Origin of the sequence: Myxococcus guangdongensis, assembly GCF_024198255.1 — a bacterium.
GTDB lineage: Bacteria > Myxococcota > Myxococcia > Myxococcales > Myxococcaceae > Myxococcus > Myxococcus guangdongensis.
The window spans coordinates 1,032,829-1,045,493 of sequence record NZ_JAJVKW010000002.1; the positions used below are offsets into that span (position 1 = coordinate 1,032,829).

13 protein-coding genes are annotated in these 12,665 nt (G+C 70.6%); 6 read left to right on the top strand and 7 right to left on the bottom strand.

Annotated elements, in window-relative coordinates:
• Window positions 1-72: 72 nt before the first annotated feature.
• From LXT21_RS09035 to LXT21_RS09045, 3 genes are read left to right on the top strand one after another with little or no spacing between them, the layout of a single operon-like run.
• A complete protein-coding gene (locus LXT21_RS09035; protein WP_254037681.1) occupies window positions 73-459 on the top strand; it encodes a hypothetical protein in 387 nt (128 codons plus the stop codon).
• A 52-nt stretch (window positions 460-511) separates the two neighbouring features.
• Complete coding sequence (locus LXT21_RS09040; protein WP_254037682.1) at window positions 512-1,828, top strand: NfeD family protein; 1,317 nt, start codon at window positions 512-514, stop codon at window positions 1,826-1,828.
• Window positions 1,825-2,664, top strand: coding sequence for a slipin family protein (locus LXT21_RS09045; RefSeq protein WP_254037683.1), 840 nt, complete (start codon window positions 1,825-1,827; stop codon window positions 2,662-2,664). Before LXT21_RS09040 ends, LXT21_RS09045 begins: the two co-directional genes overlap by 4 nt.
• Before the next feature lie 6 nt (window positions 2,665-2,670).
• Here the strand turns inward: LXT21_RS09045 and LXT21_RS09050 are convergent, their stop codons facing one another.
• Entirely contained in the window at window positions 2,671-3,153 is a 483-nt protein-coding gene (locus LXT21_RS09050; protein WP_254037684.1) for a DUF2721 domain-containing protein, read from the bottom strand.
• A 165-nt stretch (window positions 3,154-3,318) separates the two neighbouring features.
• Between LXT21_RS09050 and LXT21_RS09055 the strand changes: the two genes are divergently transcribed.
• The 3 genes from LXT21_RS09055 (at window position 3,319) to LXT21_RS09065 (ending at window position 7,586) form a co-directional block, all read left to right on the top strand.
• Window positions 3,319-3,816, top strand: coding sequence for a MerR family transcriptional regulator (locus tag LXT21_RS09055; RefSeq protein WP_254037781.1), 498 nt, complete (start codon window positions 3,319-3,321; stop codon window positions 3,814-3,816).
• Entirely contained in the window at window positions 3,813-6,380 is a 2,568-nt protein-coding gene (locus tag LXT21_RS09060) for a VIT domain-containing protein (RefSeq protein ID WP_254037685.1), read from the top strand. Before LXT21_RS09055 ends, LXT21_RS09060 begins: the two co-directional genes overlap by 4 nt.
• A 96-nt stretch (window positions 6,381-6,476) precedes the next feature.
• Complete coding sequence (locus tag LXT21_RS09065) at window positions 6,477-7,586, top strand: tetratricopeptide repeat protein (RefSeq protein WP_254037686.1); 1,110 nt, start codon at window positions 6,477-6,479, stop codon at window positions 7,584-7,586.
• On the opposite strand, the gene LXT21_RS09070 is transcribed toward LXT21_RS09065, so the two are convergent.
• The 6 genes from LXT21_RS09070 to LXT21_RS09095 form a co-directional block, all read right to left on the bottom strand.
• A complete protein-coding gene (locus LXT21_RS09070; RefSeq protein WP_254037687.1) occupies window positions 7,577-7,714 on the bottom strand; it encodes a hypothetical protein in 138 nt (45 codons plus the stop codon). The two genes, LXT21_RS09065 and LXT21_RS09070, sit on opposite strands and share 10 nt — an antisense overlap.
• 104 nt (window positions 7,715-7,818) lie before the next feature.
• Window positions 7,819-8,649, bottom strand: a complete 831-nt coding sequence (locus LXT21_RS09075) for an SDR family oxidoreductase (RefSeq protein WP_254037688.1) — start codon at window positions 8,647-8,649, stop codon at window positions 7,819-7,821.
• Window positions 8,650-8,762: 113 nt separating this feature from the next.
• A complete protein-coding gene (locus LXT21_RS09080) occupies window positions 8,763-9,068 on the bottom strand; it encodes a YkvA family protein (protein ID WP_254037689.1) in 306 nt (101 codons plus the stop codon).
• 88 nt (window positions 9,069-9,156) lie between these two features.
• Window positions 9,157-10,212 carry an ABC transporter ATP-binding protein gene (locus tag LXT21_RS09085; protein ID WP_254037690.1) on the bottom strand — a complete coding sequence of 352 codons (1,056 nt, stop codon included), beginning with the start codon at window positions 10,210-10,212 and terminating at the stop codon, window positions 9,157-9,159.
• 35 nt (window positions 10,213-10,247) lie between these two features.
• Entirely contained in the window at window positions 10,248-11,000 is a 753-nt protein-coding gene (locus LXT21_RS09090) for a hypothetical protein (protein ID WP_254037691.1), read from the bottom strand.
• 93 nt (window positions 11,001-11,093) lie between these two features.
• A complete protein-coding gene (locus LXT21_RS09095; protein WP_254037692.1) occupies window positions 11,094-12,659 on the bottom strand; it encodes an ABC transporter permease in 1,566 nt (521 codons plus the stop codon).
• Window positions 12,660-12,665: the final 6 nt, after the last annotated feature.

Sequence of the window (12,665 nt, forward strand, 5' to 3'; positions counted from 1 at the left end):
CCTTCAGGAACGGGCCGTGGGCCATGAGCACCGTTGTGCTGGGAGGGACTCACCCCTGGGAGCTTCACGGCCATGCGGGATGTCGTCGACGCCGACAAGCGAGCACTCGCCACGCACCGTGGCGTCAGGCTCCCGCTCCGCGCCGAGCATCTGCGTGGAGCACGCGCTCAACCTCTGAGTGCAGCGTCTGGCGGTAAAGGCGTCTGGGACATCCTCCGCGCCCTGGTGTCACGCGACCCCCACTCTTCCATCCATGCCAACGGAGAGCATCTCCACGGCGATGAGGCGCCCGCTCGGCACCTCGACAACGTCCACCTGTTGATGTCGCGCTTCGCGGACCGAGGCAACGAGACCGATTGGAAATGGAAGTCGTGCGGCAATGGCTTTGACATCGAGGCGGATTGGACGCGCGACGTCGCCCAGCGGGACACCTCCCACGGCTCGCTCCGGGAGGTGTGACGTGTGGCCATCTCGTTCCTCGGCACTTCGACACACGCGACGACTCGGTGCGATGGGGCTCTTGTTGTCACTGTCGCTGGGGTTGCTCGCGGCGACACCGTCGACAGAGGCTCCTCACGACACGGTGGCTCGCTGTGAGTTGGATGGCGTGGTCGACTCCGGTTCGGGCGCCTATCTGGTCGACTGCGTGCGGCGCGCGGAGTTGGGTGGGCACTCGGCGCTGCTGGTCCGACTGGATACGCCGGGTGGCTCGCTGGAGGCCACGAATGCCATCGTGCGCGCCTTCCTGGGCGCGTCCGTGCCCGTGCTCGTCTGGGTGGGACCCTCCGGCGCGCATGCGGGCAGCGCGGGCGTGTTCATCACCCTCGCATCGAATGTGGCCGCCATGGCCCCGGGGACCCGAATCGGCGCCGCACATCCCGTGGTGGGACTCACCGGCGAGGACCCGGAGAAGGCGGGAGGCGCGCAGCTCGCGCGGAAGGTGGAGAACGACACCGTCGCCTTCGCGGAGAGCATCGCGCGACAACGCGGACGCAATGTCACCTGGGCCGCCTCCGCCGTGCGCGCCAGTGTCGCCGTCAGCGCGGACCAGGCGCGTGAGCTGCGCGTGGTGGAGTACCTGGCCTCCAGTGAGGAGGAGTTCCTCGACCAGGTGAATGGACGCGCGGTCCAGGTGGCCAGCGGGGACACCGTACGTCTGGACACTCGCGATGCGCGATTCGTGGACCTGACGCCTGGACTGTCACAACGACTGGTCCATGCGCTCGCGCATCCCTCGCTCGTCTACCTGTTGTTCCTCATGGCCGCGCTCGGGCTCGTCATCGAGCTGACCCATCCGGGCGGCATCGCTCCGGGGCTCCTCGGCGCGGTGGCGCTGGTGCTCGCGTTGATGGCTTCGTCGGCGCTGCCCGTTCGCATGGGGGCACTGCTGTTGTTGCTGCTCGGCGTGGCGCTCATCGTGGCGGAGCTGTTCGTCACCAGTGGGCTGCTCGGCGCCTCGGGGGTCGTGCTGTTGGGATTGGGGGGACTGTTCCTCGTGGACCGGTTCGACCCGGGCTGGTTCGTGGACCCGTCCTTCCGTGTGACGTGGGCGTGGTTGATTCCCACCACGCTGGTGCTCGCGGGAGCCACGGCCTACATCGCGTGGCGGGGTGCGCAGACGCGCCGGTTGCCGCAGCTCGGCGGTGACGCGGGGCTCATCGGTGAGGAGGGCACCACGCTCTCGCCGACTTCGCCCGAGCACGGCGAGGTCTTCGTCCACGGTGAGCGCTGGCGCGCCACCTCCCCCAAGCCCATCCACAGGGGCGCTCACGTGGTGGTCCGTCGTGTGGACGGGCTCACCCTCTTCGTCGACGAGGTGAAGCCATGACCGACGTGTTCGGACTGCTCGGGTTCCTCATCCCCCTGGGCGTCGTCTTCCTGCTGTTCCTCTCCGGAGTGCGCATCGTCAACGAGTACCAGAACGGCGTGGTGTTCCGCCTGGGACGCTACGTGGGGCTGAAGCGCGCGGGCTTCCGCTGGCTCATCCCCTTCGTGGAGCGCATGGTCATCATCGACCTGCGCACCGTGGCTCGCGACGTGCCGCCCCAGGACGTCATCACTCGAGACAACGTCAGCGTGAAGGTCAACGCCGTCGTCTACTTCCGCGTCATCCAGGCGGACAAGGCCGTGCTCCAGGTGGAGGACTATCTCTACGCCACCAGTCAGCTCGCGCAGACCACGCTGCGCGCGATTCTGGGGCAGGTGGAGCTGGACCAGTTGCTCACGGAGCGCGAGCGCATCAACCGCGAAATCCAGCAGGTGCTCGACGCGCACACGGACCCGTGGGGCATCAAGGTCTCCAACGTGGAGGTGAAGCACATCGACCTGCCGCTGGAGATGCAGCGAGCCATCGCGCGACAGGCCGAAGCGGAGCGCGAGCGACGCGCGAAGATCATCGCCGCCGAGGGCGAGCACCAGGCCGCCGAGAAGCTCGCCATGGCGGCGGACGTGCTCAGCCGCAATCCGGCCACGCTCCAGCTCCGCTATCTCCAGACGTTGGTGGAGATCACGACGGGCGGCAACCACACCATCCTCCCCATCCCGCTCGACATCCTGCGCGCCGTCGGCGCCGCGGCAGCCCGGAGCGGCTTCGGCTCGCGTGACGACTCACGCCATGAGTTCGACGACGATGACGAGGGCCCTCCCGCGGGCGGGCTCAGCTGAGCCCCCCTAACGCACCGGCGGCGCGCGCTTACTGCCGAAGAGTTCCTCGCGCTCGAGTTGGATGGCCAGCCGGCTCAGTCTCAGCGAAGCCAACGCCAGCACCGCCACCGCGCCCAGCAACAACACGCCCAGGGCGAACGCCACCACCGGCAACGGCTCCGGGATGTCGAGCTGACGCTTCGTCAGGTACAAGAGCGACGTCACCACGAATGACAACAGCGCCGTGTACGTGAGCGCGATGGCCCTCGCCAGAATCGCGTGTCGCCGGTCCAGGATGTCCACCTCCTGCCGCAACACCTCCCGCCGAGTGTGCCCCTCCGGCAACAGCCGCACCTCCCGCAACATCTCCCGCATCCGCGTCGTCATCCGCGCAATCTGATTGTCCAACCCCGTCGCTACGATGCCGCACGCCGACACCATCACCGCCGGCGTCACCGCCGTCCCAATCAACCGTATCGACGAGACATCCAACCCTTCCGCACCGTTCATCCCCCCTCTGTTCCACCCCGCCCCACCCCGCGCAACCCGCCCGGTCATCTCGACACCAGCACTGTCCAATCCGACACCAACCCACCCTCCATCTCGACACCGCGCTCCCAACAATTCGACACTGTCGACTTGACAGTAACCATGTCGAATCCTACTGTTCGTGTCGTGAACACGCGGAAGACACAGAGCGAGTGGAAGCTGGCGGAGCTGGCCGAGGAGGCGGGCGTCTCGCCACGCACGGTGCGCTACTACGTCCAGCGGGGGCTGCTCCCCGCGCCTCCCTTCAAGGGACCGGACACCGTGTATGGCGAGGAGCACCTCATCCGGCTCAAGGCCATCCGGGTCCTCCAGGCGCGGTTCCTGCCCCTGGACGCCATCCAGGCGGAGCTGCTCCGGCTGACGCCCGACGAGCTGCGAAAGCTCGCCGAGTCGGACCCTACCCCCACGCCGCCCACGTACGGGCCGGCGACCTCCCCCGAGCCACAAATCGTGGCACCTGCGCCACCCGTCCGGCGTCCCAACGGGGCATCGAATTACCAGCGGTGGGAGTTGGCTCCCGGGCTGGAGCTGCACGTGTCGGATTCAGCGGAAGCCAAGACTCGCGCGCTCGCCGAGCGGGTGCGCGCCCTCATCGAAGAGTTCCAGGACAAGGAGAAGCCATGACGACGGAGCAAGCTGGGCTGTTCACGCGCGAAGGCAAGCAGGTGCCGCTGCAGGGCGTCGAAGTCACGGGTGAGTTGCTCGGCGGTCATGCGCGCGTGCGCGTGCGCCAGCGCTACCTCAACGACGAGAAGCGCCCCGTCGAGGCCGTCTACACCTTCCCCCTTCCTTCCGATGGCACCCTGTCCGCCTTCTCCATGACGTGCGCGGGCCGCCGCATCGACGGCGTCGTCAAGGAGCGCGAAGAGGCCTTCCGCACCTACGACGACGCCGTCACCGCCGGCCACGGCGCGGCGCTGCTCGACGAGGAGCGCTCCAACGTCTTCACCGCCCAGGTGGGCAACCTGCTGCCCGGCGAAGAGACCCTCATCGAGGTGGAGTTCCTCCAGGCCGTCACCGCCGAGGAGGGCAGCGTGCGCTGGATGCTGCCCACGCTCGTCGCCCCGCGCTACATCCCCGGCGCGCCCTCGGGTGACCGCACCGGTCACGGCGCCGCCGAGCCCACCGCCCGCGTCCCCGACGCGGACCGCATCAGCCCTCCCATCGGTCAGGTGCAGTACGGCCTGCGCCTGGACCTGCTCGTCGACCTGGGCCGCGAAGTCGTCGTCGAGAGCCCCTCGCACGCCATCACCTTCACCCGCGAGAGCAGCACCCGGGGCCGCGTGAGCTTCGCGCGCGGCGAGGTGGCCCTGGACCGCGACCTGGTCCTCACCCTGCGCAGCCCGGACACCAGCGCCGTCTTCGTGCCGCTCGTCACGCACCGCAAGGGTGACGGCCCCGGCACCTTCGCGCTCACCGTGGTGCCCGACCTGCTCGCGATGGCGTCCACGCCGCCCAAGCAGGAGGTCATCTTCCTGGTGGACGTCTCCGGCTCCATGGACGGCGAGAGCCTGCCCCAGGCCCAGGCCGCGCTCCGGCTGTGCCTGCGCCACCTGCGCGAGGGCGACCGCTTCAACGTCATCGCCTTCGAGAGCAGCTTCCGCTCGTTCCAGCCGCAGCCGGTGCCCTTCACCCAGCGCATGCTGGAGGACGCGGACCGGTGGGTGGCCGCGCTGCGCGCCGACGGCGGCACCGAGCTGCTCGGGCCCATGCAGGCCGCCGCGCGCACCGCGCCGGATGGCGTGCTCGTGCTGCTCACCGACGGCCAGGTGGGCAACGAGGACGAAATCCTCCGCGCCGTGCTCGCCGAGCGCAAGACGGCGCGCGTGTACTCGTTCGGCATCGGCACCAACGTGAGCGACGCGCTGCTGCGCGACATGGCCCGCCAGACGGGCGGCGACGTGGAGTTCATCCACCCCGGCGAGCGCATCGACGACAAGGTCGTGGCCCAGTTCGCCCGCGCGCTCGCGCCTCGCGTCACCGAGCTGCAGGCGACGTTCGAGGGCGTGGAGGGCACGGAGCTGGCGCCCGCGGAGCTGCCGACGATGGTGGACGGCGTGCCCTGGACGCTCCTGGGCCGCTACACCGCGCCGGGCTCGGGCAAGCTGACCTTGCGCGGACGCTCGGGCAAGGAGCCCTTCGCGCTCACCGTGAGCGTGAACTTCCCCGCCGAGTCGGACCGCCCCGCGGTGGAGAAGCTGTGGGCCGCCGAGCGCATCAAGGGCTGGGAGTCCACGGGCCTCATCGGCCGGCGCGCCGAGTCGATGAAGAAGCGCATCGTGGAGCTCGCCGTCGCCCATCAAATCGTCACGCGCTACACGTCCTTCGTCGTCGTCGAGGAGCGCACGGGCGACCGCCGCGCCTCGGGTCAGCCGGAGACGCGTGTCGTCCCGGTGAACGCGCCCGCGGGCTGGGCCATGTTCGACAAGGACAAGGGGGAGGCGGACGCCGAGGGTGGCAACGTCGTGCAGCGCCCCGGTGCGCGCAACCGTGGAGGCTCGGCGCAGATGCCGCCGCCGCCCCCGCCCATGCGCATCCCCGCGCCCGCCGCCGCGGCGCCCATGGCGCCTCCGTCGCCGTCCCCGATGATGCCCAGCCGCAGCGTCAGCGTCGTCGGCGAGATGGCGAAGAGCGCGAGCGGAATGCTGGGCGGCATCTTCGGCGGAGGCGGGATGAAGAAGTCCCGCAAGAAGGAGATGGAGCGCGCGGAGATGGCGCCCATGGATTCGTACGACGACTCGCTGTCGGAGGAAGCGGAGCTGCGCGAGTCGCGGGACATGGCGCCTGTCGCCCACGAGCCCGAGGCAGGGGGTGTGGAGGCGCTGTTGGGCCGCCAGCTCGCCAACGGATTGTGGGACGGCGCGGGCACGGGTCCCGAGCCGGTGCGGCAGGCCCGCGGCACGGCGCTCGCCCTGCTGGAGCTGCTGCGCGAGGGCATCACCAGCGGCCACGCGCTGCACGGCGCCCAGGTGAAGAAGGCGGTGGAGGCGCTGCTCAACCTGGCCAGCCAGCTCACCGGCGCGCCCGAGGTGGCCGAGCTCGCCCTGGGCGTGGCGTGGCTCGTGGCGGCGGGGCCCCGCACCCGCGGCCGCATCGAGCAGGCCGCGAAGCCCCTGTCCGGGCTCGCCGCCCGGCTGGGCAATGACGTCGAGCTGCGTCAGCACGTGGACACGCTCGCCACGCGCTGACCCCGGGTCGTCTCACCCGACGCCCCAAGTCATCGGCGACCTCGGCCCCTCCCCTCGTGGACGGGCCGGGGTCGTCGCGTAAAGTGGCGGGCGCACATGACGCTCGCCACCATCCTGCTCGTCGCTCTGGGTGCCGCCCAGGTTTCACCTTCCCAGGACGAAGCCCCTGTCCGCGCCCAGGACACGCTGACGGCTCCGCCGCTGATGGCCTCGCCCGAGGCCTGCCCCCCCGAGTCGGAGACCCTCTACAACGAAGGCTTCGACGCGCTCAGCAAGGGCGACGACGAGGAGGCCGCGGAGGCCTTCCGTCAGGTCCTGGAGCTGTGTCCCCAGCACTCGAAAGCGCCCGAGCTCGAGCGGCTTGCTCGCGCGCGGCTCAAGCCCGGCGCGAAGCTGGCGCAGGCCGCGGTGTTCGAGAACACGGAGCGCCCGACGCGCGGCGCGACGGCCTCTCTCACGGTGATTCAGACGATGCACGGCGCGGTTCAGGGGATGCTGCTGTGTGCCATCGCGGAGTGCGCGGACCGGGCCTATCCGGCCTCGGCGTTGCTCGGCGCGGGCCTGGGAACGCTCAGCACGTTGCTGCTGGTCCAGGACGGAATCACCCCGGGGCAGGCGTCGGTCATCAACGCCGGCACGATGTGGGGGTTCTACTTCGGCGTCGCCTCGCTCATCGCGTTCGACCTGGAGGAGGACGCGGCGTTCGGCTCGGTGGCGCTGGGCGCCGCGGGCTTCACCGGCGTGGGCATCCTGCTGGCCACCACCCTGAAGCCCACCGCGGGGCAGGTGTCGATGGCGAACTCGGGAGGCCTGTGGGCCGGCGTGCTGACGACGCTGTTCCTGGGAGTCGTCGACGGCGAGAGCACGAGGAGCCTGTTCGGGGCCCAGATGGCGTCGGCGTCCGCGGGCATCATCGCCTTCTCGCTGCTGTCGCGGAACATGCCGGTGACGCGGGGCCGCATGCTCATCATCGACGCGGGCGGCATCATCGGCGGGTTGATGGGCGCGAGCACCACGCTGCTGCTCACGGGCACCAACGACGAAGACCCCATCCTCATCGGCACGGGCATCGGCGTCATGGGCGGCCTGGCGCTGACGGCCTACCTGACGCGCAACTTCGACGCCCGCCGTCTGCCTCCGGTGGCGGTGACGCCCACGCTGATGGGTCGCAACGGCGCGGGCCTCGCCATGGGTGGTCAGTTCTGACGACGTCGCTTCTGGGCCGCGAGCCCCAGCGCCGCGGTGGAGACACCCACCGTCGGCAATCGCTCACGGGCCAGGACGGGGGACACCCTCGCCAGAACAACACTGGCGCACGGGCTCGACGGTCGCATGGAAGCCTCCTGCGCGAGTGAGGAGCGCGAGGCTTCCGCCACTCAATGGCAAAGACATGTCACCCCACCACGAGCACCGGAGTGACTGTCTTTGAGGGCGGTGCTCAGCGGCGCTTGAGTCCGAACATGGACATCAGGAGGCTTTCGAAGGTCCTCGCGGGCAGCAGCGTCTTCGCCACCACCGCGGCGCGCTGGGAGAGCTTCCCCACCGAGTACCTCACGTCCGGCTCTGTCGCCTCCATCACCTCGAGCACCTTGCGCGCCACGGCCTCCGCGGGCACACCCTCGCGCTCCTCCTTCTCGATGAGGGCCAGCACCTTCTCGAAGGGCTCGCGGTACGCGGACCCGTCACGCGAGCCCGCCGCGCGGACGCGGTTGTCCGTCAGTCGCGTGCGCACGTCGCCGGGCTCCACCAGCGAGGCCTGGATGCCGAACGCCTCCACCTCCTGGCGCAGGCTCTCCGTCAGCCCCTCCAGCGCGAACTTGCTGGCGCTGTAGAGGCTCTGGAATGGCAGTCCCACCACGCCGCCCAGCGAGCCGATGTTGATGATGCGGCCCGAGCGCCGCTCACGCATGTGCGGCAGCACGGCCTTGCACACGCGCAGCACACCCAGCACGTTGGTGTCGAGCTGGCGCCACGCCTCCTCCAAGGAGGTGTCCTCCAGCGCTCCCGCCAGCGCGTGGCCGGCGTTGTTCACCACCACGTCGATGCGGCCCTCGCGCTCGAGGACCTCCGCCACCGCGCGGCGCACCGAGTCCTCCTGGGTGACGTCCAACGCCAGCATCCGGTAGCCCACCGACGGCGTCTCCGGAGGACGACGGCTGGTGCCGTAGACGACGTGCTTGCGGACCGAGAGCAGCTCCGCGCACGCCTCGCCGATACCCGAGGAGGCTCCCGTGACGAGGACCACCTTGCTTCCCTGGGACGTGTCCATGCACGCCCATGATTCCGCGTCCCCTCCGCGCACACCACGGGAACTCGCGGACGCGCGGCGTCACAGTCCTGGGACAGTGCTGGAGCCGGGGATTCCCGGCGGAACTTTCCCGCTCAGACGTGCTTGCGGACGGCGGGCGGCACGCGCTCGTGGCCCTCCTCGTCGCGAGGCACGCCGTCCCAGGGCTGCTCGGGCCGGTAGCGCTGCACCTCGCGCATCATGAAGAGCGCCGCCGCGGAGAGCACGCCCAGGTCGTCCATCCAGCCCAGCACGGGGATGACGTCCGGCACCGCATCCACGGGCGACACGAAATAGACCACCGCCAACACTCCGGCCAGCTTGCGCCAGAGCGACACGCGAGGGTCTCTCACGTACCGGAAGAAGCGGGTGCCCATGCCACGAAGACCTGCGATGTTCATACCCACCTCTACGCACGGAGAGCCCGGGTGATTGCACCCAGGGGACACCGCCAGCGTATGCCGTCCGCACGCTCGGAGGACAGCCGAGCTAGTCGGGACTGTCCTCCAGCACGCCCGCTCGGCCCACCACTTCCAGACGGGCCCTGTCACCGGCCCGCAGGGGCAGCTCCGGCGCGCCGCGCACCACCAGCTCCATGCCGCCACAGGCGATGGTGAACTCGGCGCTGGGGCCCTGGAACTCGCGCGACAACACCTCCGCGCGCAGGGCACCTCCCACCGCCACGGCGTCCGTGTCCGGCGTGAGGCGCAGCGACTCGGGACGCAGCGAGAGGAGCACCTTGCCGCGCGCCTGCCCCACCACCGGCAGGTTGCCGAGCACCGTGCGCGCCGCGCCGCCGAAGCCCATGCCGGGCAACAGGTTGGTGCCGCCCAGGAAGTACGCGACGAAGGCCGTGCGCGGCGTCGAGTAGATGGCCTCCGGCGTGCCCACCTGCTCCACCTGCCCCGAGCGCATGACGGCCATCCGGTCCGCGAAGGCCATGGCCTCCGCCTGGTCATGCGTGACGAGCAGCACGGTGACCCCCAGCGACTTGAGCACGCGCCGCAGCTCCACCCGCGTGGAGGCGCGCAGCGCGCTGTCCAGGCTGGAGAAGGGCTCGTCCAACAACAGCACCCGAGGCCCCGGCGCCAGGGCCCGCGCGAGCGCCACGCGCTGCTGCTGGCCCCCGGAGAGCGCGTGCGGCATCCGCGCGCCGAACTCGCCCAGGCCCAGCAGCGTCAGCATGGCGCGCGCCTTCGTCTCGGCCTCCGCGCGCGGCAGTCGCGACAGGCCGAACGTCACGTTCTCCAGCACGGACAGGTGCGGGAACAGGGCGTAGTCCTGGAACACCATGCCCACGCTGCGCTGCTCGGGCGCGACGAACGTCCCGGGGCCCGCGAGCACGCGGCCGTCCAGGGTGATGGTGCCCGTGCCGGGGCGCTCGAAGCCCGCCACCAGACGCAGGGTCGTCGTCTTGCCGCAGCCGGAGGGGCCCAGCAGGGCCACCACCTCCCCGGGCTCCACGGACAGCGACAGGCCATCCACCGCGGCGGTGCCGCCGGTGGTGTAGCGAAGGGACAGGGCTTCGAGCGAGAGCAGGGGCATGGCGAAAGCGCCACGCACCCTACCGCGTTCCGCCGTTACTTCCAGGGCGGCCGAGCGGCCACCAGCTTCTCCCCATCCACCTTCACCTCTCCGTCCTCGTCGAGGGAGGTGATGCCGTCCACCAGGACCTTGGGCAGCTCGGCCTTGTGGGCTCGATCCCGGGCGTCGAAGGTGTCCGGCCCCCAAGCGCCCCCCTGGGACGGGCGCAGCGTCGCCGTCTTCGGCTTGCCGTAGATGAGGTGGTCGTCGCTCACGATGATGCCCGCGGTGATGGGGCCGAGCACCTCCACCGAGTCATCGTTGTAGCGGCCATAGAGCGCGTGCTCCACCGTCAGCCCGCCGATGATGGTCACCCAGCCCGAGGTGTGCATCGCGCGGCAGCGCACCTGCCCCACCACCACGAGCTTCGTGTGCTCGCCGTCCCGCAGCACGCCGTCCACCGTGAGGTCGCCCACGACGACGAGCGACTTCCCGAGCGTCAGGTCCCCCTGGATGTGCAAATCCCCCGCGTGTCCCGTGGGCTCGGTGACGGTGAAGGGCCCCGCCAGCGTGGCCGCCGTGCGCGGCGCGTCCTTGTAGACGGAGGCCACGAACGCGAGCGTGGAGCTGCCCGCGGACCCCAGCGCCTTCACCGCGCCGTCGAACGTGGTGGGCTTCTGCTCCTCGATGACGGACTGGACGTGCTTCGGGGAGTACGGCGGGCCACAGGGCAGCTCACCGAGCGCATTGGCGGTGGAAGCAAACGCATCAGCGGCGAGCGGAGGAAGGACGGATGCTGGCAGGGACATGAAGCCAGACGTGTAACGCGCGTGCGGGCACAGGCCAAGCGACGCGAGCAACATCTCATCCGTCGAGAGTGTCTCGATTTTCGAGGCGGTGTCTCAGCCCCGGGGCGCGTCGCCTTCCTGCGACACGAGCAGCCCCACGCCGAGCGCGGAGACGGCCATCAACACCAGCGCGGGCAGCGCGGCCTCGGCGAAGCGGCCCTCCGCGGTGGCGCCCCACACGCGCGTGGCCAGCGTCTCGTAGCCGATGGGCGCGAGCAGCAGCGTCGCCGGCAATTCCTTCATTGCCGTGAGGAAGACGAGCGCCGCTCCCGCCAGCAATCCCGGACGCAACAGCGGCGCGGTAACACGGCGGAACACTCCGGCCGGGGACTCCCCGAGGGACGCGGCGGCCTCCGCGAGGTGCGGGTTGAGTTGGAGCAGCGCCGAGCGCACCGTGCCCACCGCCTGCGGCAGGAAGCGCACCACGTACGCGAGCACCAGCATCACCAGCGTCCCATAGAGGAACGGCAGCGCCTGCACGCCCAGGAAGACGAGCGACAACGCCAGCACGATGGGCGGCAGCGCATAGCCCACGTAGGACACGCGCTCCATCGCCAGGGTGAGCCGGCTCGGGTAGCGCACCGCGAGGAACGCGAGCGGCAGCGCGCACAACACCGACGCCACCGCGCCCAGCACCGACGCGAGCAGCGAGCCCAGCGCGGGCTGCATCAGCGACGCCTCGTCCCGCGCCAGCCCTCGCGCGCCCCAGTACAGGAGCACGCCCACCGGCAGCACCACGCCCGCCAGCACCACCGCGCCACAGAAGAGCAGCGCGGGCACCCGCCATCGCCCCAGTGACACCGGCGCCGAGGCCCGCGCCGCGCCCTTCGAGCTGCGGTGATAGCCGGCACGTCCTCGCAGCCTCACCTCCAGCACCAGCACCACCACCGTCACCGCCACCAGCGCCAGCCCGAGCAGCGCGGCGTAGGTGCGGTCATACGCGCCCTCGTACTGCACATAGATGGCGCGCGAGAAGGCGTCGTACTGGACCAGCGCCACCGCGCCGAAGTCCGACAACACATACAAGCCGACGAGCAGCGCCCCGGACACGAAGGCCGGACGCAGCAGCGGCGCCGTCACCTTCCAGAAGGCCCGCGTCGGGCTCAGGCCCAGGCTGCGCGCGCCCTCCAGCCACGCGGGGTCCTGCGAGAGCAGCCCCGCTCGGAGCGCGAGGAAGAAGTACGGATACGTCGACACCGTCAACGCCACGAGCGCACCTGGAAAGCCATACACCGGTGGCACCGGCAGCCCCCAGCGCGTCAGCAGCTCCTCCAACACTCCGCCGATGCCGAAGGCGGCCAGCAGCACGTAGCCGCTGACGAACGTGGGCACCGCGAGCGGCACGCACAACAGCACCGTCCACAGGCGACGGCCCGGCAAGTCACTGCGCGTGGTGAGCCACGCGAGCGGCAGGGACACCGCGGCGGCGAGCACCGTCACCGCCGCCGCGAGCCCCAACGTCCGCCACAACAGGCCCCACGTGCGCTCCCGGAAGAGCAGCCCCCAGGCGCTCGTGTCGGCCTCCGCCGCGCGAACCCCCAGGTACACGGCGGGCAGCACCGCGAGCGCCGCCACCAGCACGCCCGATATCAACAACCACCGCGGAGCCCGCCGTGTCACGAAGCC

Bases quoted from the DNA above. Each gene is read 5' to 3' on its own strand.
- LXT21_RS09065 (WP_254037686.1), top strand. From the start codon at position 6,477: ATGACGCTCGCCACCATCCTGCTCGTCGCTCTGGGTGCCGCCCAGGTT.
- LXT21_RS09085 (WP_254037690.1), bottom strand. From the start codon at position 10,212: ATGCCCCTGCTCTCGCTCGAAGCCCTGTCCCTTCGCTACACCACCGGC.
- LXT21_RS09060 (WP_254037685.1), top strand. From the start codon at position 3,813: ATGACGACGGAGCAAGCTGGGCTGTTCACGCGCGAAGGCAAGCAGGTG.
- LXT21_RS09070 (WP_254037687.1), bottom strand. From the start codon at position 7,714: ATGCGACCGTCGAGCCCGTGCGCCAGTGTTGTTCTGGCGAGGGTGTCC.
- LXT21_RS09035 (WP_254037681.1), top strand. From the start codon at position 73: ATGCGGGATGTCGTCGACGCCGACAAGCGAGCACTCGCCACGCACCGT.
- LXT21_RS09090 (WP_254037691.1), bottom strand. From the start codon at position 11,000: ATGTCCCTGCCAGCATCCGTCCTTCCTCCGCTCGCCGCTGATGCGTTT.
- LXT21_RS09045 (WP_254037683.1), top strand. From the start codon at position 1,825: ATGACCGACGTGTTCGGACTGCTCGGGTTCCTCATCCCCCTGGGCGTC.
- LXT21_RS09050 (WP_254037684.1), bottom strand. From the start codon at position 3,153: ATGAACGGTGCGGAAGGGTTGGATGTCTCGTCGATACGGTTGATTGGG.
- LXT21_RS09075 (WP_254037688.1), bottom strand. From the start codon at position 8,649: ATGGACACGTCCCAGGGAAGCAAGGTGGTCCTCGTCACGGGAGCCTCC.
- LXT21_RS09040 (WP_254037682.1), top strand. From the start codon at position 512: ATGGGGCTCTTGTTGTCACTGTCGCTGGGGTTGCTCGCGGCGACACCG.
- LXT21_RS09080 (WP_254037689.1), bottom strand. From the start codon at position 9,068: ATGAACATCGCAGGTCTTCGTGGCATGGGCACCCGCTTCTTCCGGTAC.